This is a genomic window from Rhizobacter sp. P3_C12 (assembly GCF_056402735.1).
Genome location: NZ_JBFUGW010000001.1, coordinates 67058 through 85741 on the forward strand (window position 1 = coordinate 67058; position 18684 = coordinate 85741).

17 protein-coding genes are annotated in these 18684 nt (G+C 69.6%); 9 read left to right on the forward strand and 8 right to left on the reverse strand.

Translation table 11 applies throughout. The features are described from left to right. Positions 1 to 66 precede the first annotated feature (66 nt). Positions 67 to 939 carry an alpha/beta fold hydrolase gene (locus AC1DXV_RS00325; protein ID WP_477870734.1) on the forward strand — a complete coding sequence of 291 codons (873 nt, stop codon included), beginning with the start codon at positions 67 to 69 and terminating at the stop codon, positions 937 to 939. 58 nt (positions 940 to 997) lie between these two features. Beyond that, the gene (locus AC1DXV_RS00330) at positions 998 to 1837 is read left to right on the forward strand and encodes an alpha/beta hydrolase (RefSeq protein ID WP_477932061.1); all 840 of its coding nucleotides are present in this window, start codon (positions 998 to 1000) and stop codon (positions 1835 to 1837) included. Here AC1DXV_RS00330 and AC1DXV_RS00335 read toward each other — a convergent pair. Continuing rightward, positions 1818 to 2612, reverse strand: a complete 795-nt coding sequence (locus AC1DXV_RS00335; RefSeq protein WP_477932063.1) for a DUF4399 domain-containing protein — start codon at positions 2610 to 2612, stop codon at positions 1818 to 1820. The two genes, AC1DXV_RS00330 and AC1DXV_RS00335, sit on opposite strands and share 20 nt — an antisense overlap. A gap of 107 nt (positions 2613 to 2719) precedes the next feature. Between AC1DXV_RS00335 and AC1DXV_RS00340 the strand changes: the two genes are divergently transcribed. Further along, positions 2720 to 4195 carry a M20 family metallopeptidase gene (locus tag AC1DXV_RS00340; RefSeq protein ID WP_477932065.1) on the forward strand — a complete coding sequence of 492 codons (1476 nt, stop codon included), beginning with the start codon at positions 2720 to 2722 and terminating at the stop codon, positions 4193 to 4195. A 26-nt stretch (positions 4196 to 4221) separates the two neighbouring features. Continuing rightward, positions 4222 to 5520 carry an amidohydrolase gene (locus tag AC1DXV_RS00345; protein WP_477932067.1) on the forward strand — a complete coding sequence of 433 codons (1299 nt, stop codon included), beginning with the start codon at positions 4222 to 4224 and terminating at the stop codon, positions 5518 to 5520. A gap of 54 nt (positions 5521 to 5574) precedes the next feature. On the opposite strand, the gene AC1DXV_RS00350 is transcribed toward AC1DXV_RS00345, so the two are convergent. From AC1DXV_RS00350 to AC1DXV_RS00360, 3 genes are all read right to left on the reverse strand, one after another. Beyond that, positions 5575 to 7218 carry an NAD(P)/FAD-dependent oxidoreductase gene (locus AC1DXV_RS00350; RefSeq protein ID WP_477867252.1) on the reverse strand — a complete coding sequence of 548 codons (1644 nt, stop codon included), beginning with the start codon at positions 7216 to 7218 and terminating at the stop codon, positions 5575 to 5577. A 5-nt stretch (positions 7219 to 7223) separates the two neighbouring features. After that, positions 7224 to 9164, reverse strand: coding sequence for an ABC transporter ATP-binding protein (locus AC1DXV_RS00355; protein ID WP_477867254.1), 1941 nt, complete (start codon positions 9162 to 9164; stop codon positions 7224 to 7226). A 162-nt stretch (positions 9165 to 9326) separates the two neighbouring features. Next, a complete protein-coding gene (locus tag AC1DXV_RS00360; RefSeq protein WP_477867256.1) occupies positions 9327 to 9758 on the reverse strand; it encodes a DUF4148 domain-containing protein in 432 nt (143 codons plus the stop codon). 197 nt (positions 9759 to 9955) lie between these two features. On the opposite strand from AC1DXV_RS00360, the gene AC1DXV_RS00365 reads away from it, so the two are divergent. Beyond that, positions 9956 to 10906 carry a LysR family transcriptional regulator gene (locus AC1DXV_RS00365; RefSeq protein ID WP_477932069.1) on the forward strand — a complete coding sequence of 317 codons (951 nt, stop codon included), beginning with the start codon at positions 9956 to 9958 and terminating at the stop codon, positions 10904 to 10906. Here the strand turns inward: AC1DXV_RS00365 and AC1DXV_RS00370 are convergent, their stop codons facing one another. Then, entirely contained in the window at positions 10907 to 11977 is a 1071-nt protein-coding gene (locus tag AC1DXV_RS00370; RefSeq protein WP_477932071.1) for an aminoglycoside phosphotransferase family protein, read from the reverse strand. A gap of 115 nt (positions 11978 to 12092) precedes the next feature. Between AC1DXV_RS00370 and AC1DXV_RS00375 the strand changes: the two genes are divergently transcribed. From AC1DXV_RS00375 to rsmA, 3 genes are all read left to right on the forward strand, one after another. Then, a complete protein-coding gene (locus tag AC1DXV_RS00375) occupies positions 12093 to 14504 on the forward strand; it encodes an LPS-assembly protein LptD (protein ID WP_477932073.1) in 2412 nt (803 codons plus the stop codon). Continuing rightward, positions 14501 to 15844 (forward strand): peptidylprolyl isomerase, encoded by a 1344-nt coding sequence (locus AC1DXV_RS00380; protein ID WP_477932075.1) that lies wholly within the window; start codon positions 14501 to 14503, stop codon positions 15842 to 15844. The genes AC1DXV_RS00375 and AC1DXV_RS00380 overlap by 4 nt, the downstream gene beginning before the upstream one ends. 94 nt (positions 15845 to 15938) lie before the next feature. Then, positions 15939 to 16703 carry a 16S rRNA (adenine(1518)-N(6)/adenine(1519)-N(6))-dimethyltransferase RsmA gene (rsmA, locus tag AC1DXV_RS00385; protein WP_477932077.1) on the forward strand — a complete coding sequence of 255 codons (765 nt, stop codon included), beginning with the start codon at positions 15939 to 15941 and terminating at the stop codon, positions 16701 to 16703. Here rsmA and AC1DXV_RS00390 read toward each other — a convergent pair. Continuing rightward, positions 16691 to 17272 carry an outer membrane beta-barrel protein gene (locus AC1DXV_RS00390; RefSeq protein WP_477864189.1) on the reverse strand — a complete coding sequence of 194 codons (582 nt, stop codon included), beginning with the start codon at positions 17270 to 17272 and terminating at the stop codon, positions 16691 to 16693. The genes rsmA and AC1DXV_RS00390 overlap by 13 nt on opposite strands. Positions 17273 to 17303: 31 nt before the next feature. Here AC1DXV_RS00390 and AC1DXV_RS00395 point away from each other — a divergent pair, with 31 nt between their 5' ends. Beyond that, positions 17304 to 17573, forward strand: a complete 270-nt coding sequence (locus AC1DXV_RS00395) for a hypothetical protein (RefSeq protein WP_477864190.1) — start codon at positions 17304 to 17306, stop codon at positions 17571 to 17573. Here AC1DXV_RS00395 and AC1DXV_RS00400 read toward each other — a convergent pair. Both AC1DXV_RS00400 and AC1DXV_RS00405 read right to left on the reverse strand, forming a co-directional pair. Continuing rightward, positions 17548 to 17943, reverse strand: coding sequence for a barstar family protein (locus AC1DXV_RS00400; protein ID WP_047501403.1), 396 nt, complete (start codon positions 17941 to 17943; stop codon positions 17548 to 17550). The two genes, AC1DXV_RS00395 and AC1DXV_RS00400, sit on opposite strands and share 26 nt — an antisense overlap. A gap of 43 nt (positions 17944 to 17986) precedes the next feature. Then, positions 17987 to 18334 (reverse strand): guanyl-specific ribonuclease, encoded by a 348-nt coding sequence (locus AC1DXV_RS00405; RefSeq protein ID WP_477864211.1) that lies wholly within the window; start codon positions 18332 to 18334, stop codon positions 17987 to 17989. Positions 18335 to 18684: the final 350 nt, after the last annotated feature.

The window sequence follows — 18684 nt, forward strand, 5'->3', positions numbered from 1 at the left end:
CGGCGCACGACACGGCGCCGATACCTGCCCCGCGCATCCTGACGCCTCCGATCCGCTGGAGAAGTCATGAAAGCGCCCCAACCCCACCCTGGCCGCCTGGTCGCCCGCACGCAAGGCGACGGGCCGGTCGTGCTGTGCCTGCACTCGTCGACCGGCACGCATGCGCAATGGAACGGCCTGGCCGATGCGCTGAGCGGGCGCTGGCAGGTCGTCGCGCCCGACCTGCACGGCCACGGCCGCAGCCCCGCCTGGCCGGCCGCCGTGCTGAACACGCTGCACGTCGACGCGAACGCGGTGACCCAGCTCGTGCAGCCGGCCTGGGGGCTGGTGCGGCGCGGCATCCACCTGGTCGGCCACTCGTACGGCGCCGCGGTCGCGATGCAGATCGCGCTGCGCCACACGCAGTGGGTGCGCTCGCTGACGCTGTACGAGCCGGTCGCGGTCGGCATCATCCGCCGCCTGGCACCGCAGGATGCAGCGCTCGACGAGGTGCGCGAGATCGCATCGCGCGTGGCCGGGTTGCTCGATCGGGGTGATGCGTTGGCCGCGGCGCGCGCGTTCACGAGCTACTGGGGTGGCGATGCGGCCTGGGATGGCCTGGGCACGGCGCGCCGCGAGGCCATCGCGTCGCGCATGCCGGTGGTGCCGCGCCACTTCGACGCGCTGTTCGCCGCGACCTGGGGCGAGCAGGCGCTGTCGCGGCTGACGATGCCGATGCTGCTGATCCACGGGCAGCACACGCGTGCACCGGCACGGCGCATCGTCGAGCTGCTGGCGCAGGTGCTGCCGCATGCGCAGCACTGCGAGCTGGCCGGCGCCGGGCACCTCGGGCCGATGACGCATGCGGCCAGCGTCGTGCGCTGGATGGCGACGCACCTCGATCCGGTCGCGGCCGCCCAACTGAGCCTCGACAGGGATCCGCAGCCGCAAGCGGCCTGATGCGCATCGAGACAAGCCCGGGGGCTGACACGGCATGCGATGCCTAAACTCGCCGGCCATGGACACAACCCTGCACACCACCGACGGCCTGCGCCTGCACCTCTCGCACCACCCGGCCGGCACCGCGGCCCACGGCGTCGTCGTGCTGGTGCACGGACTCGGCGAGCACCTGGGCCGCTACGCGCATGTGATCGCACACCTGAACGGCTGGGGCTGGCATGTGCTGGCCTACGACCAGCGCGGCCACGGCCGCAGCGAGGGCGCCCGCGGCCGGCTCGCCACCGACCATGACCTGCTGGACGACCTGTCGCACGTGATCGATGCCGCCCGCACCGCGCACCGCGGCCCGCTGGTGCTGCTCGGCCACAGCATGGGCGGGCTGGTCGTCTCGCGCTTCGCCGCCGACACGAAGGCGCCGTGGTGGCGCCCGGTCGACGGCCTGGTGATGTCGTCACCGGCGCTCGACCCCGGCATGAACGGCGTGCAGAAGCTGCTGCTCGCGGCGCTCGGCCCGATTGCACCGTCGCTCGCGGTCGGCAACGGGCTGAAGCCGGCGTGGATCTCGCGCGACCCGGCCGTCGTCGCGGCCTACGTCGCCGATCCGCTGGTGCACGACCGCGTGACGCCGCGGCTGGTGCGCTTCATCGTCGACGGCGGCGAATGGGTGCGCGCCCGCGCCGCCGCGTGGACGCTGCCGACGCTGCTGCTGTACGCCGGCAGCGACCGCTGCGTCGCGCCGGCCGGCAGCCAGGCGTTCGCCGCGGCGGCCTCGCAGGCGGTCGTCACCGCGCAGGCGTTCCCGGCGCTGTTCCACGAGATCTTCAACGAGCCCGAACAGGCGGAGGTGTTCGCTGCGCTGCAGGCCGGGCTGCGACGATTCACTTCGGCAACACCGTGATCGACTGCGGTGCCGCCGTGGCCAGCACCGCGGCTGGCGCCAGGTTGTCGACGAACTCCAGCTTGAGCTGGTAGCGCCCGGGCGGCGGCTTGATCCACGCCTCGGTCTGCCCACCGGGGAAGTCCAGCGTCTCCGGCCGGGCCCCGTCGCGCAGCGCACTCAGCCGGAAGTGGCCGGTGCCCTTCTCCTGCAGCGCGGCGTGCGACACGTTGAGCCGCGACGCATGGAAGCGCACCTGCAGCGGCTTGCCGGTCAACGCCTCGGCCACCGGGAGCATCAGCTCGACGCCGGGCGGGCTCAGGCTGGCCGGGTCGAGGTCGGCATTCTTCTTCGTCACGGTGATGCGCAGCGGCTTGCTGTAGACGAAGTTCGGGATGTGCTTGTCGTCGGCCAGCACCAGGCGCAGCGTGTAGTCGCCGGKCGCCAGCGTCAGCACCGTCTCCATCTGGCCCTTGCCGAAGTGCACGTACTGCTCGTTGAAGGGCAGCGGCTTCGAGAAGTCGAGCGGCAGCTCGCGGTTGATCAGCAGGTGGTGGTGCCCGGTGCGCGGCTGCGGCTTCGTGATCGGCGCCAGGCCCATGCCGCTGAGCCCGAACTTCAGCACGAAGGGTGTCTCGATGCGCGCCCCGGAGCTCAGGTTGCTGAAGTACGTCTCCTTGACCGACAGCGGCGCCGCGACCACCCAGGGGTGCTGCGCCTCCTCGGCATGGCTGACCGCACCGCTCAGCAGCACAGCCGCCGCCAGCCCTGCGGCCTGTGTGACGCATTGGCGCATCTCCGTCTCCTCGTGTGTTCTTGTGGAACGGATCAGCATAGCCTGTCGCTCCCGGTTCTACACTCCGCAATTCCCCACAAGGGATTCACTGCGCCAGGAGAACCGGCATGAACGCTCGCGACCCCAACCTTCCGCTGCAGCCCGACGAAGCCACCGCCATCGCCGAGTTTGCGAACCGCACCTGGGACGAAGAGATCGTCCCGGCGCTGACCGACTACATCGCGATCCCGGCCAAGAGCCCGATGTTCGATGCCGACTGGCAGAAGAACGGGTACCTCGAGCGGGTGGTGCGCGATGCCGCGAGCTGGGTCGAGAGCAAGAAGGTGGCCGGGCTGAAGCTGGAAGTGGTGCGGATCGACGGCCGCACGCCGGTGATCTTCTTCGAGGTGCCGGCGACCAAGGCCGGCAGCACCGACACCATCTGCCTGTACGGCCACCTCGACAAGCAACCCGAATTCAACGGCTGGCGCAGCGACCTGGGGCCCTGGACGCCGAAGTACGAGAACGGCCTGCTGTACGGCCGCGGCGCCGCCGACGACGGCTACGCGGTCTACGCGTCGCTGACGGCGATCATGGCGCTCGACCGGCAGGGCATCCCGCGCCCGCGCTGCGTCGGCATCATCGAGGCCTGCGAGGAAAGCGGCTCGTTCGACCTGCCGGCCTACCTCGACGTGCTGCGCGAGCGGCTGGGCAACGTGAGCCTCGTCGTCTGCCTCGACAGCGGCGCCGGCAACTACGACCAGCTGTGGCTGACGACCAGCCTGCGCGGCATGGTCAGCGGCGTGCTGAAGGTGGAGATCCTGACCGAGGGCATCCACTCCGGCGACTCCAGCGGGCTGGTGCCGTCGAGCTTTCGCATCCTGCGCCAGGTGCTGGACCGGCTCGAAGACAGCAAGACCGGCCGGCTGCTGCCGGAGAGCTTCCATTGCGAGGTTCCCGCCGACCGCCTGGCGCAGGCGCAGACCACCGCGCAGATCCTCGGCGACGAGGTCTGGAAGCGCTTCCCGTGGGCCTGCGGCGCCGATGGTGGCCCGACGCTGCCGACCACCACCGACCCGACCGAGGCGCTGCTGAACCGCACCTGGCGCCCGACCCTGAGCGTCACCGGTGCCGACGGTTTCCCCGAGCTGAAGAATGCCGGCAACGTGCTGCGCCCGTACACCGCGTTCAAGCTGAGCCTGCGCCTGCCGCCGATGATCGACGGCAACGAGGCGGCGCTGCGCCTGAAGACGCTGCTCGAGGACAACGCGCCCTACAACGCCCGCGTGACCTTCGCGGCCGATGGCCGTGCCGGTGCGTACGGCGCGAGCGGCTGGAATGCGCCGAGCCTGGCGCCATGGCTGGAGGATGCGCTGAACAGCGCGTCGCAGGCGCAGTTCGGCGCGCCCTGCGGCTACGTCGGCCAGGGCGGCACGATCCCGCTGATGAGCCTGCTGCAGAAGGGCTTCCCGAAGGCACAGATGATGGTCTGCGGCGTGCTCGGCCCGAAGAGCAATGCGCACGGGCCGAACGAGTTCCTGCATGTGCCGTACGGGAAGAAGCTGACGGCGGCAGTGGCGCAGGTGATGGCGGCCTGCCCTTGAGGCGAGGCTCGCGGGCTGCGCAGTTCGTGGCCTGCGCCCTGCTCACCGGCACCGCCCTCGCCCAACCGCAAGGCATCACCACCGCTGCCCTCGACACCCGCGTCGCCGCGCTGGCGCCACGCCTGGTGGCCTGGCGCCGCGACATCCACGCCCATCCCGAACTCTCCGGCCAGGAGGTGCGCACCGCCGCGCTGGTGGCCGAGCACCTGCGCCGGCTGGGCCTGGAGGTGACGACCGGCGTCGGCGGACGCGGCGTGGTCGGCCTGCTGCGCGGCGGGCTGCCGGGGTCGCGCGTGGTTGCGCTGCGCGCCGACATGGACGCGCTGCCGGTGACCGAGGCGACCAACCTGCCGTTCGCGTCGCAGCAGACCGGCCGCTACCAGGGCGCGCAGACGCCGGTGATGCACGCCTGCGGCCACGACGGCCACACCGCGATCCTGATGGGCGTGGCCGAGTTGCTGGCCGGGCTGCGGGCGCAGGTTCCCGGCAGCGTGAAGTTCATCTTCCAGCCGGCCGAGGAAGGCCTCGCCGACCTGCCGTCGACCGCCGCCGAGAGCTGGGGCGCGCGCGCGATGGTCGAGGAAGGCGTGCTCGAGAACCCGAAGGTCGATGCGGTGTTCGGCCTGCACATCTCGCCGAACCTGGCCTCGGGCGTGCTCGGCGTGCGCGGCGGGCCGATGCTGGCCGGCGCCGATTCGCTGCGCATCACGGTGCGGGGCCGCGGCACGCATGGCGGCGCGCCGTGGGGCGGCATCGATCCGATCGTCGTCTCGGCGCAGATCATCACCGGGCTGCAGACCATCGTGAGCCGCCAGCTGAACATCAGCCATGAACCGGCGGTGCTGAGCATCGCGTCGATCCACGGCGGCAACCGCGAGAACGTGCTGCCCGACAGCGTCGAGATGCGCGGCACGCTGCGCAGCTTCGACGAGGCGATGCGCGAGGAAGCGAAGCGGCGCATCGTGACCACCGCCGAATCGATCGCCGCGGCCAGCGGTGCGCAGGCGAGCGTCAGCTTCGGGCCGGCCACCTACGCCGTCACCGACAACCCGCGCGAACTGCTCGCGCGGATGATGCCTTCCTTGCAGCGCGCGAGCAGCGGCCGCGTGATGGAACTGCCGAAGATCAGCGCGTCGGAGGATTTCTCGGAGTACCAGAAGCAGGTGCCGGGGCTGTTCTTCATCCTCGGCGCGACGCCGCCCGGCAAGACGCCGCAGAACGCGCCGCCGAACCATGCGCCGGACTTCGATTTCGACGAGGCGGCGTTGCCCTTGGGCGTGAAGGCGCTCGCGACGCTGGCGCTCGACTACCTGGTCAGTCCGTAGCCCGGATGCCAATCCGGGTTGACTTCGACGGCCGCCCCCGGATTGGCATCCGGGCTACGAGAGGATCGACCGCCCCAGCGCCTCGGCGACCTCGATCCCGTCGACGCCGGCCGACATGATCCCGCCGGCATAGCCCGCGCCTTCGCCGGCCGGGTACAGGCCCTTCACGTTCAGGCTCTGCCAGTCCTTGCCGCGCGTGATGCGCAGCGGCGACGAGGTGCGCGTCTCGACACCGGTGAGCACCGCGTCGGGCATCGAGAAGCCCTTGATCTGCCGCTCGAACGCCGGCAGCGCCTCGCGGATGGCCTGGATCGCGTAGTCGGGCAGGCTCGGGTGCAGGTCGCCGAGCAGCACGCCCGGCTTGTACGACGGCTGCACGCTGCCGAACTCGCGCGAGCGCTGGCCCTTGACGAAATCGCCGACCAGCTGGCCCGGCGCTTCATAGTTGCCGCCGCCGAGTTCGAAGGCGCGCGACTCGAGCCGGCGCTGGAATTCAATGCCGTCCAGCGGATTGACCGGCCCCGGCGCATCCGGGTCCTGCGCATAGTCCTGCGGCGAGATGCCGACGACGATGCCGGCATTCGCGTTGCGCTCGTTGCGCGAGTACTGGCTCATGCCGTTCGTCACGACGCGGCCGACTTCCGAGGTGGCCGCCACCACCGTGCCGCCCGGGCACATGCAGAAGCTGTAGACCGAGCGGCCGTTGGCGGCGTGGTGCACCAGCTTGTAGTCGGCCGCGCCGAGGATGGCGTTGCCGGCGTTCGGGCCGAAGCGCGCGCGATCGATGATCGACTGCGGATGCTCGATGCGAAAGCCCACCGAGAACGGCTTGGCCTCCATGAAGACGCCGCGCGCGTGCAGCATCGCGAAGGTGTCGCGCGCGCTGTGGCCGAGCGCCAGCACGACGTGGTCGGCGCGCAGCTGCTCGCCGGACGCGAGCGTCACGCCGCGAATGTGGCCACCCTCGATCAGCACATCGGTCACGCGCTGCTCGAAGCGGATCTCGCCGCCCAGCGATTCGATCTCGGCGCGCATCTTCTCGATCATGCTGACCAGCCGGAAGGTGCCGATGTGCGGCTTGCTGACGAACAGGATCTCGTCCGGCGCGCCGGCCTTGACGAACTCGGTCAGCACCTTGCGCGTCAGGTGGCGCGGGTCGCTGATCTGGCTCCACAGCTTGCCGTCGGAGAAGGTGCCGGCGCCGCCCTCGCCGAACTGCACGTTCGATTCGGGGTTCAGGACATTCTTGCGCCACAGGCCCCAGGTGTCCTGGGTGCGCTGGCGCACCTCCTTGCCGCGCTCCAGCACGATCGGCCGCAGCCCCATCTGCGCGAGGATCAGCGCGGCGAACAGCCCGCACGGGCCGAAGCCGACGACCAGCGGGCGCAGTCGGCCCGAGGCCTCGAAATCCGCCGGCGCGTGGCCGACGAACTTGTACGAGGTGTCGGGCGACGGCTTGATGTGCGGATCGATCGCGAAGCGCTGCAGCAACGCGGCCTCATCGGCCGGGTCGGCGAGCTCGCAGTCGACGGTGTAGATCAGCACGATGGCGGCCTTCTTGCGCGCGTCGTAGCTGCGCTTGAAGACAGTGGCGCTCTTCAGCGCGGCATCGGCCAGGCCCAGGCGCTGCAGCACGGCCGGGCGCAGCGCGCCTTCGGCATGGTCGAGCGGCAGCCGCAGTTCGGTGATTCGGAGCATGGGCGCTATTGTCCCGCGGGCTCGGGCTGCTGGGCCGAGCGCAGCTCGTCGACGGGTGCATCGTCGATCACGGGCTCGTCGTCGGCGCCCGGGTCGGCAGGCAGCGGTTTGTCGTACGCCAGGAAGCCGCCCGACTGGTGCTTCCACAGCAGCGCGTAGTGGCCACCCTGCTGCAGCAGTTCGTCGTGCGTGCCCTGCTCGACGATGCGGCCCTGCTCCAGCACGATCAGCCGGTCCATGCGGGCGATGGTCGACAGCCGGTGCGCGATCGCGATCACCGTCTTGCCTTCCATCAGGTTCAGCAGCTGGTCCTGGATCGCGAGCTCGACCTCGCTGTCGAGCGCCGAGGTGGCCTCGTCGAGCACCAGGATCGGCGCGTCCTTCAGCACCACGCGCGCGATCGCGACACGCTGGCGCTGGCCGCCGGAGAGCTTCACGCCGCGCTCGCCGACGTGCGCCTCGTAGCCGGTGCGGCCCTTCCAGTCCTGCAGCTCGCGGATGAAGCCGTGCGCCTGCGCCTTGCGCGCCGCCGCCTCGACCTGCGCGGGCGTCGCGTCGGGCCGGCCGTAGCCGATGTTGGCGGCGATCGAGCGGTGCAGCAGCGAGGTGTCCTGCGTCACCAGGCCGATCGCGCCGCGCAGGCTCTCCTGCGTGACGCCGGCGATGTCCTGCCCGTCGATGCGGATGTGGCCCTGCTCCACCTCGTGGAAGCGCAGCAGCAGGTTCACGAGCGTCGACTTGCCGGCGCCCGAGCGGCCGACCAGCCCGACGCGCTCGCCCGGCTTCACGACCAGGTCCAGGTCGTCGAGCACGCGCTTGCCGTCGCCGCGGCCGTAGGTGAAGGTCAGGTGCTCGAAGCGGATCTCGCCGCGCGTCACCTCGAGCGGGCGGGCCCCCGGCTTGTCGACCAGCGTGTGCGGCACCGCGATCGTCTCCATGCCCTCCTGCACCACGCCGACGTTCTCGAAGATGCCGGTCACTTCCCAGCTGACCCAGCCGGCGACGCTCGCGATCTGCCAGGCCAGCGGCAGCGCGGTGGCCACCATGCCGGCGGCGATGTGCCCGTGCACCCACAGCAGCACGCCGATGGTCGCGGTGCTGACCAGGAACAGCGCGTTCATCGCCGACAGCGTCGCCATGAACTGCGTCGTGAGCTTCATGTGCGCGGCGATCGCAAGCGTGTGCTCGTCGACGCTCTCGCGCACGTAGGCGTCTTCGTCGCGCGCGCGGGCGAACAGCTTCACGGTCAGGATGTTGGTGTAGCTGTCCACCACGCGGCCCATCAACGCCGAGCGCAGTTCGGAACTGGCGCGCGCCAGGTCGCGCATGCGCGGCACGAAATGGCGCAGGAAGAACACGTAGCTCGCGAACCACAGCACGGTGGGCACGGCAAGCCGCCAGTCGGCGCTGGCCATCAGCACCAGCGCGGTGACGCCGTAGATCACGATGTACCAGATCGCGCGGATCGAGCTGACCACGCTCTCGCGCACCGCGTTGCTGGTCTGCATCACGCGGTTGGCGATGCGGCCGGCGAAATCGTTCTGGAAGAAGGTCCAGCCCTGGCGCACCACGTGCCAGTGGCTCTGCCAGCGGATCAGGCTGGTGACGCCGGGCACCACCGCGATGTTGCGCACCATCGTGTCGGCGACCAGCGCGAGCGGCCGGCCGAACAGCACCAGCGCAGCCATGCCGAGCAGCATCGGCGCGGCAGCGCTGAACGCGGCGGCGCGCTCGGGCGCCTGCATCAGCGTGACCAGCCTGCCGATGAAGACCGGCACCAGCGTGTCGACCCCGGCCACCACCAGCCCGGTGATGAACATCGCGAGGTACAGCCAGCGCGTCTGGCGGATGAAATGCCAGTAGAAGGCCAGCAGGCCGGGCGGCGGCTCGCCGCGGGGCACGTCGGTCGGGCGGATGCGTTGCAGGAAGAAGGCAGACACGGACATGGCGGCGCCAATGGCAACGCGGCGCAGGCTTGTGGCGTGCGCCGCATCGGAGGTTGGGGGTGCCCCATTGTCTCGCGGAACGGATGCCCGACAACGACAGAGGCCGCCCGAAGGCGGCCTCTGCGGTGTCCCACAACCGTTGCGCTCTGCGCGCTTCAGCGATCAGTAGCCGGTCGACAGCGCGCCGTAGCCGGAGTCGCTCTTGTGGGCCTTGGCGGCTTCGACCGCCTCGGCACGCACTTCGGCGCGGGTGCGGCTCGTGCCAGCGACCACCGGGGTGGTGTAGCCGTAGCTTTCCGAGTTCGGGACCAGCGTGCCGTCGACACGGGCACGGGCCAGTTCGGCGCGCACTTGCTCGCGGCTCTTGCCGCTGTCGGCTGTCGCCGCAGCCTGGGCCTTCGGCAGCGTGATCGACGCGTTGTTGTAGCCGTAGCTTTCCGAGTTCGGCAGCAGGTCGCCGGAAGCGCGGGCACGGGCCAGCTCGGCACGCACTTGTTCGCGGGTCAGGCCGGTGTCGGCAGCGAACGCGGTGACGGAGGCGCCAGCCAGTGCAAGGGCGACGGTGGCAAGGGCGGCGAAGTTCTTGGTGCTCATGATGAATTCCTTCAGAGGGTTGACGTTTCCAGGCAGGGCGGCTTCAGGGGTTGTTCAGAGCCGTCTTGTCCAGCCTCGGTGAGTCACTGTTGCGTTGGCCTCATCGATGGGGTGAACTGTAGACATTGCGCTTGAATCAATAAACAGCACGTGCTTCAATGCCCCATTGTCAAAAAAGAAACAATGAGGGCGAAAGAATGGATCGGCTGCATTCGATGCGGGTGTTTTCCCGGGTGATCGAGGAAGGAAGCTTCGCGTCGGCCGCACGCCGGCTGAACCTCTCGCCGGCCGTCGTCACGCGGCTCGTGGCCGACCTCGAGGAGCACCTCGGCGCCCGCCTGATCAACCGCACGACGCGCCGCCTCGCGCTCACCGACACCGGCGAGCTTTACCTCGAACGCGTGCAGCAGATCCTCACCGAAGTCGAAGAGGCCGAGGCGCTCGCGAGCGCCGCCACCTCCGAGCCGCGCGGCCACCTGCGCGTGCTGGCACCGCCGGCCTTCGCGGTGCACCAGATCGCCAAGCACCTGCCGAAATTCCGCACGCTGTTCCCGAAGGTGACGATCGAGCTGTCGTGCCCCGGCCCGGTCGAGGCGGTCGACGAGAACTTCGACATCAGCATCCTGTCGGTCGGCGACCGCCCGCTCGATGGCGACTTCGTCGCGCGGCGCCTCGCGCGCTCCGAGGTCATCACCTGTGCCTCGCCCGAGTACCTGAACCGCCGCGGCCGGCCGGTGCACCCGTCGGAGCTGGCCGGCCACGAGGCGATGGTGCCGACCTTCCTGCGCGAGCTGACCTTCCACGAGGGCGTGTGGGGCGATGACGAGCCGTCCGGCGAGTCGTACACGCTGACGCCGGGGCGGCCCGCGCTCGGCACGACGCACATCGACACGATGTACGCCGCGGCGCTCGCCGGCATGGGCATCGCCGGGCTGCCGTCGTTCGTCGTCGAGGATGCGCTGATGGAGCACGCGCTCGAACGCGTGCTGCCGCGCTGGCACCTGCTGACGACCACGATCTACGCCGCGATGCCGACGCGCAAGCACGTGCCGGCGCGCACGCGGGCGTTCATCGATTTCCTGCTCGAGACCTTCGGCGGCGGCGAGACCGATCCGTGGCTCGCGGCGGCGGGTTGCCAGACGCGCTGATTACCTGAACACGTCCTGCCGCGTCTCGCCGACCAGGCGTTCCAGCAGGCGCGCCAGCGCACCCAGCCCGTTGTAGCGGCTCGCGGTGCGGTGCGCATAGCGCCACACCAGCGGCAGGTTCTGCAGGTAGCCGTCCTTGCCGTCGCGGTGGTACAGCCGCGCGAAGATGCCCAGCACCTTCAGGTGGCGCTGCAGGCCCATCCACTCGAAATCGCGCCAGAACTCGCCGAAGTCGGCCTGCACCGGCAGGCCGGCCTTGCGCGCACGCTCCCAGTAGCGCACCGCGAGGTCGATCTGCACGTCTTCCTGGAGCTCGATGTAGGCATCGCGCAGCAGGCTGGCCAGGTCATAGGTGATCGGGCCCCAGACCGCGTCCTGGAAGTCGAGGATGYCGGGGTTGGTGGCCGCGCCGGCCGCCGGGCACACCATCAGGTTGCGCGAGTGGTAGTCGCGGTGCACCAGCACCATCGGCTGGGCCAGGTTGTTCTGCACGATGCGCTCGACGCAATCGGCCCATTGGGCCTGCTCGTCGGCCGTCAGCACGTGGCCGGCGTGCTTCACGTACCAGTCGGGGAACAGCTGCATCTCGCGCATCAGCAGCGTGCGGTCGTAGGCCGGGAGCTGCGACGCCGCCTCGATGCCCTGCAGCCGCACCAGCGCCTGGCTCGCATCGGCATACAGCGCGTGCGCGCTGCGATCGTCGAGTTGCGACAGGTAGGTCTGGTCGCCCAGGTCGGACAGCAGCATGAAGCCGTCCTCGGCATGCCAGTCGAGCACCTCGGGCGCGTTCAGGCCGGCGGCGCGCAGCAGCGCGGCGACCTTCACGAACGGCCGGCAGTCCTCTTTCTCGGGCGGCGCGTCCATCACGATGCGCGTGCCGGCCTCGGTGTCGACCCGCAGGTAGCGGCGGAAGCTGGCGTCGTTGCTGGCCGGCCGCGCCCCGCTCGCGTGGATGCCCCGGCCCGCCAATTGCCGCAGCCAGCTTTCGAAGGCGACGCGGCGCTTGTCGTCGGGCCAGGCCAGCGGGGGCAGGGTCGACTCGGAGGTCGTCGGATCAGGGGTCAGGGGCATGTGGGGATACTGCTCGTGGATAATCGATTCTACAAATCGCCCTGGGCGCGCCGCCTGTCGTCGTGCCGGTGCCGCGGCGCCGAGCCGTCCCTCCGCCCCTGATGTCCTCGCTCCCTTGCTGCCGCCGTTCCCACTCCGACTCTGCGTCTGCGCGATCCGCCTGAGCCTCGCGGCCTCGGCCGTCGGCTGGGCGTCGGCCGGGTGGGCGCAGGCGGTCGTGCCGCCGGCGGCTGCGGCATCGGCGCCAGCAGCGGCTGCATCGGCGGCTGCCTCCGCGGCTTCGGCAGCCGCACCGGCCTCCGCCGCCTCCGCACCCGACAACTCGATGGTGCTCGAGGCCGACGAGGTCCGCGCCCGCCCCGACCAGGACGTCATCGCCGAAGGCAACGCCCGCTTCCAGCGCGGCTCGATGCAGATCAGCGCCGACCGCATGACCTACGAGCAGGCGAACGACCTGGCCCATGCCACCGGCAAGGTGCGCGTCAGCCGCGACGGCAACGTCTACACCGGTCCGGAGCTGCAACTGAAGGTCGAGCGCTTCGAAGGCTTCTTCCTGAAGCCGACCTATTTCTTCTCGCGCACCCAGGCCGGCGGCCATGCCGAGCGGCTCGACTTCCTCGGCGAGCAGCTGACCGTCGCGACCGGCGCCACCTACACCAGCTGCCGCGTCGACGACATCGACGGCAGCACGCCGGCGTGGATCCTGTCGACCGACCGCGTGAGGCTCGATTTCGCGAACAACGAAGGCATCGCACAGGGGGCGGTGCTGCGCTTCTACGGCGTGCCGATCCTCGCGGCCCCGGTGCTGAGCTTCCCGCTGAGCGACGACCGCAAGTCCGGCTGGCTGCCGCCGAGCATCGACATCGACAACAAGAGCGGCCTGCAGGTGGCCGTGCCGTACTACTGGAACATCGCGCCGAACCGCGATGCGACGCTGACGCCGGCCATCATCTCGAAGCGCGGTGCCGGGCTCGACACCGAGTTCCGCTACCTCGAGCCGGGCCACGAAGGGCGCGTCGACCTGAACCTGCTGCCCAACGACCGGCAGGCCGGCATCACCCGCAGCGCATTCAACCTGGAGCAGGAGGGCGTGCTGCTCGGCAACACGCGCTACCGGACCAACGTGATGCGCGTCAGCGACGACGACTACTGGAAAGACCTGCCGCGCGGCATCAACAGCCTGACGCCGCGGCTGCTGCTCGGCGACGCGCAGGTGGCGAGCGACTTCGGCCTGTGGACCACCTACGCCCGCGTCGAGCGCTGGCAGGTGCTGCAGGATGCCGACAGCCCGCTCGCGACCCCCTACGACCGGCTGCCGCAGCTCGGCGTGCGCACCTGGCAGCCGCTCGTCGGCGGCCTCGAGTTCGGCATGGAGGCCGAGGCCAACCGTTTCGTGAACCCGGACGGCCACCGCCTCGGCGTGGCGCCCGACGACACCGCGGCGAACCCGCGACCCGTCGGCTCGCGGCTGCACCTGCTGGGCTCGCTCGCCTGGCCGTTCGGCACGCCCGGCTGGACGCTGACGCCGAAGGTGCTGGTGAATGCCGCCAGCTACCGGCTCGACGCCCCGATGGCCGACGGCCGCGACCGCTTCCACCGCGTGATCCCGACCTTCAGCCTGGACAGCGCCTGGGTGCTGGAGCGCGACACGCAGCTGTTCGGCCGCCCGGCGCGCCAGACCATGGAGCCGCGGCTCTTCTACACGAAGACGCCGTACCGCGAGCAGAACGACCTGCCGAACTTCGATTCGGCCGAGAAGGATTTCAACTTCGACTCGATCTACACCGAGAACAGCTTCTCGGGCGTCGACCGGGTGTCTGACGCGCACCAGCTGACCGCCGGCGTCACCACCCGCATGCTCGACTCGGGCGACGGCTCCGAGCTGCTGCGCCTGGGCCTCGCCCAGCGCTACCTGTTCGAGGACCAGCGGATCACGCCCGACAAGCAGCCGATCTCGCAGAGCGTGTCGGACCTGCTGCTGACCGGCTCGTCCGGCCTGCTGAAGCACTGGCGCTTCGACGCGGCCGTGCAGTACAGCCCCGAGCAGCACCAGACGGTGCGCTCGATCCTCGGCGTGCGCTACGCGCCGGGACCGTACCGCACGATCAACACCAACTACCGCTTCAACCGCAACGACAGCGTGACCGGCCTGCCGAGCGAGCAGTTCGAGGTGGGCTGGCAGTGGCCGCTGTACGGCCGCCCCGGCCAGAGCAGCGACCGCGGCGGGCGCTGCACCGGCGCCTGGTACAGCGTCGGGCGCATGAGCTACAACGTGTCCGAGCGGCGGCTCACCGATTCGGTGGTGGGCTTCGAGTACGACGCCGGCTGCTGGATCGGCCGCGTGATCGCGAAGCGGCTGTCGACCAGCTCGCAGGAAGCGACCACGCAGCTCGGCTTCGAGCTCGAGCTGATCGGCCTGTCGCGCCTCGGGACCAACCCGCTGAAGGTCTTGAAGGACAATATCCCCGGTTACCGCATGCTGCGCGACGATCCCGCCGCGCCCGCTGCCAGCCCCACGACACCATGATTGCATTCCAACGCCTTGCTTCCCGCGCGCTGATGTCGCTGCTGTCCGCGACCGTCGCGGCGGCCGCCGTGCAGGCCCAGACCGCAGCACCCGCGCCGCGCCCCTCCACGCGCTCGCAGACCGCCGACTACATCGTCGCGATCGTCAACCAGGAACTGGTCACCGCCGGCGAGGTGCAGCAGCGCATCGACCGCCTGCGCGAGGAAGCCCAGCGCAGCAAGTCCAAGCTGCCGCCGGACGACGACCTGCGCCGCCAGGTGGTCGATGCGCTGATCGACGAGCGCGTGCAGATCACGAACGCGCGCGATGTCGGGCAGCGCGTCGACGACATGGAGCTCGAGCGCGCGGTCGCCAACGTCGCGGCGCAGAACCAACTGACGCCGGCCCAGCTGCGCGAGCGGCTCAAGAAGGAAGGCATCGACTACGCGCGCTTTCGCAACAACGTGCGCGACCAGCTGCTGGTCGAGCGGGTGCGCGAGCGCGAGGTGCAGGCCCGCATCACGATCACCGACGCCGAGATCGACGCGGTGCTCGACAAGCAGCGCGCCGCGGCCGGCAGCGCGACCGAATACAACATCGCGCAGATCCTGGTCACCGTGCCCGAGGGCGCGAGCGAGAGCCTGGTCGCCGAGCGCCGCACCAAGGCCGAGGCGGCGCTGAACCGGGTGCGCAGCAGCGCCCCGTTCGACGTGGTCGCGAAGGAAGTCTCCGAGGACGGCAACAAGGCGCGCGGCGGCGAGATCGGCATGCGCCCGGCCGACCGGCTGCCCGACATCTTCGTCGAGGCGGTGCGCGGCCTGAAGCCGGGCGAGATCGCGCCGACGCTGCTGCGCTCCGGCGCCGGCTTCCACGTGATGAAGCTGCTCGACAAGCGCGAGGGCGGCGCGTTCTCGGTGACGCAGACGCGCGCCCGCCACATCCTGCTGCGGCCGTCGGCGCAGCTGTCCCAGGAGGCCGCGGTGCGGCGCCTGCAGGAGATGAAGCGGCAGATCCAGAGCGGCTCGCGCAACTTCGACCAGCTGGCGCGCGACAACTCCGAAGATGGCAGCGCGTCGCAGGGCGGCGACCTCGGCTGGGTGTCGCCGGGCGGCTTCGTCCCCGAGTTCGAGGAGGCGATGAACGCACTGCCGATCAACGGGCTGTCGGATCCGGTGGTGTCGCGCTTCGGCGTGCACCTGATCCAGGTGGTCGAGCGCCGCAAGATGACGCTCGACCTGCGGCAGCAGCGCGAGCAGGCCCGCAACATCCTGCGCGAGCAGAAGTTCGAAGAGGCGTACAACGAATGGGCGCGCGACCTGCGGGCGCGGGCCTACATCGAGATGCGCGAGGCGCCGCAGTGATTTGCGGTGCGGCCGGCCGAGCGCCGGGCCGCTCCCAAGCCGGCCGGCATCCCCTCGGGGGATCGCTGAACGTACTCGTTCGGCGAGGGGCTCCATGAAGCATCTTCCTCGCAAGCGGTTCGGGCAGCATTTCCTGACCGATCACTCGGTCATCGGCGCGATCGTCGATGCGATCAACCCGCGCCCGGGCGAGGCGGTCGTCGAGATCGGCCCGGGGCTGGGCGCGATGACCGACCCGCTGGTCGCGCGCTGCGAGCGCCTGACCGTCATCGAGCTCGACCGCGACCTGGCCGTGCGGTTGCGCAAGYGGCCCGAGTTGAACGTCGTCGAATCGGACGTGTTGAAGGTCGACTTCCCTGCGCTCGCAGAACAGGCCGGCCAGAAGCTGCGCGTCGTCGGCAACCTGCCGTACAACATCTCGACGCCCATCCTCTTCCACCTGCTCGACGCGGTCGGCCAGGTGCAGGACCAGCACTTCATGCTGCAGAAGGAAGTGGTCGACCGCATGGCCGCATCGCCCGGCAACAAGGATTACGGCCGGCTGACGGTGATGCTGCAGTGGCGCTATGACATCGAGTCGGTGCTCGACGTGCCGCCCGAGGCGTTCGACCCGCCGCCGCGGGTGGATTCGGCGGTGGTGCGCATGCAGCCGCTGCCCGATGCCACCGGCGTGCCGCAGGCCTTGCTGGGCGAACTGGTGATGGTGGCCTTCTCGCAGCGCCGCAAGCTGCTGCGCCACACGCTGGGCCGCTGGCTCGACGAGCGCGGCTTCTCAGGTGCCTTCGACGTGCAGCGCCGCGCCGAGGAAGTGCCGGTGGCGGACTACCTGGCGCTGGTGCAGGCGGTTCAGAAGCGGTAGCGCAGCGACAGGGTCGCCATGTCGGCACCTCGATCGGATTCGAAAAAGTGAAACGATTCGAAGGACTCGACCTCCAGCAGGGCCGACAACCGGGGTTGCAGATACCACTCGATGCCAATCCCGAACGTGGCCTCGGTACCTTCCTTGTCCTCGGAGCGGACGAGGAACGTGTCGGTGCGGGCCGTGCGCCGGTGGTAGGCCCCGAGGCGGCCGAGCAGTGCGATGTGGTCGCCGAGATGCAAGGCGCCGACCACCGCGATGGCGGGGTCGGTATGCCAGTCGGAGCCCAGCGACACGGCGCCCGCCTCCAGCCGTATCGAGCGCCGGAATTGATAACCCAGCATCAGCTTGCCCCCGTGACCGGTCAGCGTGTCATGCCGCTTGTCCTGCCCGCCCGGCACCTGGTAGTGGCTGAGGCCGGCACCGCCGGACACGTACCACCCGGATTGCGGCCCGGCGGTCGACGGCGCCTCGGTGGCTCCCGTGTTCTCTTGCGCCGCCGCAGCCGCGACCAACCCCGATGCCAATGCTGCCGCGAGACACGCTCGCGCGCCAAGACTGAATGCCATGGTTCCTCCCTGTCGTCATGGATGCTGTTGTGTGCGGCGCATTGTGCCCGCGCATCGCGCCCAAGAAAAAGCCCGCCGAAGCGGGCTTGACAGAGGTTCGATCGTTCAGGCCGCGTTCAGCCACATCGAGGTGTCGAAGGCGCTGCTCATCATCGGCATGTTCATCCCGAAGTTCGCATTGGCTGCGCTCTTGGCCGCCGGCTTGGCGGGCTTGTTCTCTGCAATCTGGGCCGTTTCCGTCGCCCGCTCCCATGACCCTTGTTCCTGGGAGCGGGCTACTGAAAAGAATAGAAGCACCTGAACGGTATTTTTCGTTCCGCCCAGAAGTCGGCCGCATCGCGGAAGACATCGAGCAACTGCTCGCGGGCCTCGCGGTCGAAGCGCGGGTTGTCGGGCAACTGCTCCAGCACCACGACGAAGCCGGGTTGCGCGCCCGACTTGTGCACCAGGTCGGTCATGCAGTCGTACAGCGCATCCAGGTTCTTGCCGAAATGCGACGGGAACAGGAAGGATTCGGCGATGCTGTCCAGCACGTCCTGCTTGGACTGGGCGTTCGTCAGGTTGGCGTAGAGGAAGTGCTGGCCCACGCTTTGCGCGGCCTCCTGCAAATCCTCGACACGGTAGGCGCGTATCGACTGGACGATGTTTGGACGGACGGTCTGCAAGAGCATGGTCTCGTTCCTCCTTGGTTCAAAAGAATCCATCAACTGATCCTCACTTCACGATGCGGCGAAAACTCGCGTAGTGGTCGTCGGTGTAGTAACAGGCCTGCGGCGTCGTGACCTGGTAGCCACCGCAGACGATGCGCTTTGCCGCGCGGTTCCTGGCCCCCGGGGTTGTCACGGTGTACTCGCGGTAGTAGCCGCGGCGCTGTGACGGTAGCTGGCGTTCGCGGTTACCGAACACGCTGCCATCCTTGGGATACGGAAATGGGCCTCCCGTTCGAATCAGCCGCTCTGTCGCCTGGGCCTCGGCCGGCAGTGCCGCCAGGGCCACCGTTGCCATCTCGACTGCTGGTGCCGGTGCTTCCTTGGCAGCCACCGAGACGACACTGGCCGCCATGACAGCCGCCGCGATCGCCGCGCGGCCCCATCGGGCTCGGCCATCGAATCGACTTGCACAACTCAGCAATGAACCGGCCAGCGCACCGGAGAGAGACACGGGGTTATCCCTGAATTCGGAAACCGGGATGGTACCGAATCGGGCTGCAAAGCTCAAGGTGCTGCCTCAATTTGGGGCAGGAGAGTTCAAAAATCAGTGAATGCTCGCATTCGCCTGAGGCCATATGGGTCGGCACATTCAGACAGCATTGCGGCAAGAAAACAGCGCATTCGGGTCGATGACAGGGGTGTCACATGCCCGTGCAGGACCCCCGGGCATTTTTGGCGCACGCACCAAGCTGTGCTTGGTGC

Coding starts and splice junctions, on each gene's coding strand:
- AC1DXV_RS00340 (WP_477932065.1), top strand. CDS start 2,720: ATGAACGCTCGCGACCCCAACCTTCCGCTGCAGCCCGACGAAGCCACC.
- AC1DXV_RS00380 (WP_477932075.1), top strand. CDS start 14,501: ATGATTGCATTCCAACGCCTTGCTTCCCGCGCGCTGATGTCGCTGCTG.
- AC1DXV_RS00365 (WP_477932069.1), top strand. CDS start 9,956: ATGGATCGGCTGCATTCGATGCGGGTGTTTTCCCGGGTGATCGAGGAA.
- AC1DXV_RS00390 (WP_477864189.1), bottom strand. CDS start 17,272: ATGGCATTCAGTCTTGGCGCGCGAGCGTGTCTCGCGGCAGCATTGGCA.
- AC1DXV_RS00330 (WP_477932061.1), top strand. CDS start 998: ATGGACACAACCCTGCACACCACCGACGGCCTGCGCCTGCACCTCTCG.
- AC1DXV_RS00350 (WP_477867252.1), bottom strand. CDS start 7,218: ATGCTCCGAATCACCGAACTGCGGCTGCCGCTCGACCATGCCGAAGGC.
- AC1DXV_RS00400 (WP_047501403.1), bottom strand. CDS start 17,943: ATGCTCTTGCAGACCGTCCGTCCAAACATCGTCCAGTCGATACGCGCC.
- AC1DXV_RS00405 (WP_477864211.1), bottom strand. CDS start 18,334: ATGGCGGCCAGTGTCGTCTCGGTGGCTGCCAAGGAAGCACCGGCACCA.
- AC1DXV_RS00355 (WP_477867254.1), bottom strand. CDS start 9,164: ATGTCCGTGTCTGCCTTCTTCCTGCAACGCATCCGCCCGACCGACGTG.
- AC1DXV_RS00360 (WP_477867256.1), bottom strand. CDS start 9,758: ATGAGCACCAAGAACTTCGCCGCCCTTGCCACCGTCGCCCTTGCACTG.
- AC1DXV_RS00325 (WP_477870734.1), top strand. CDS start 67: ATGAAAGCGCCCCAACCCCACCCTGGCCGCCTGGTCGCCCGCACGCAA.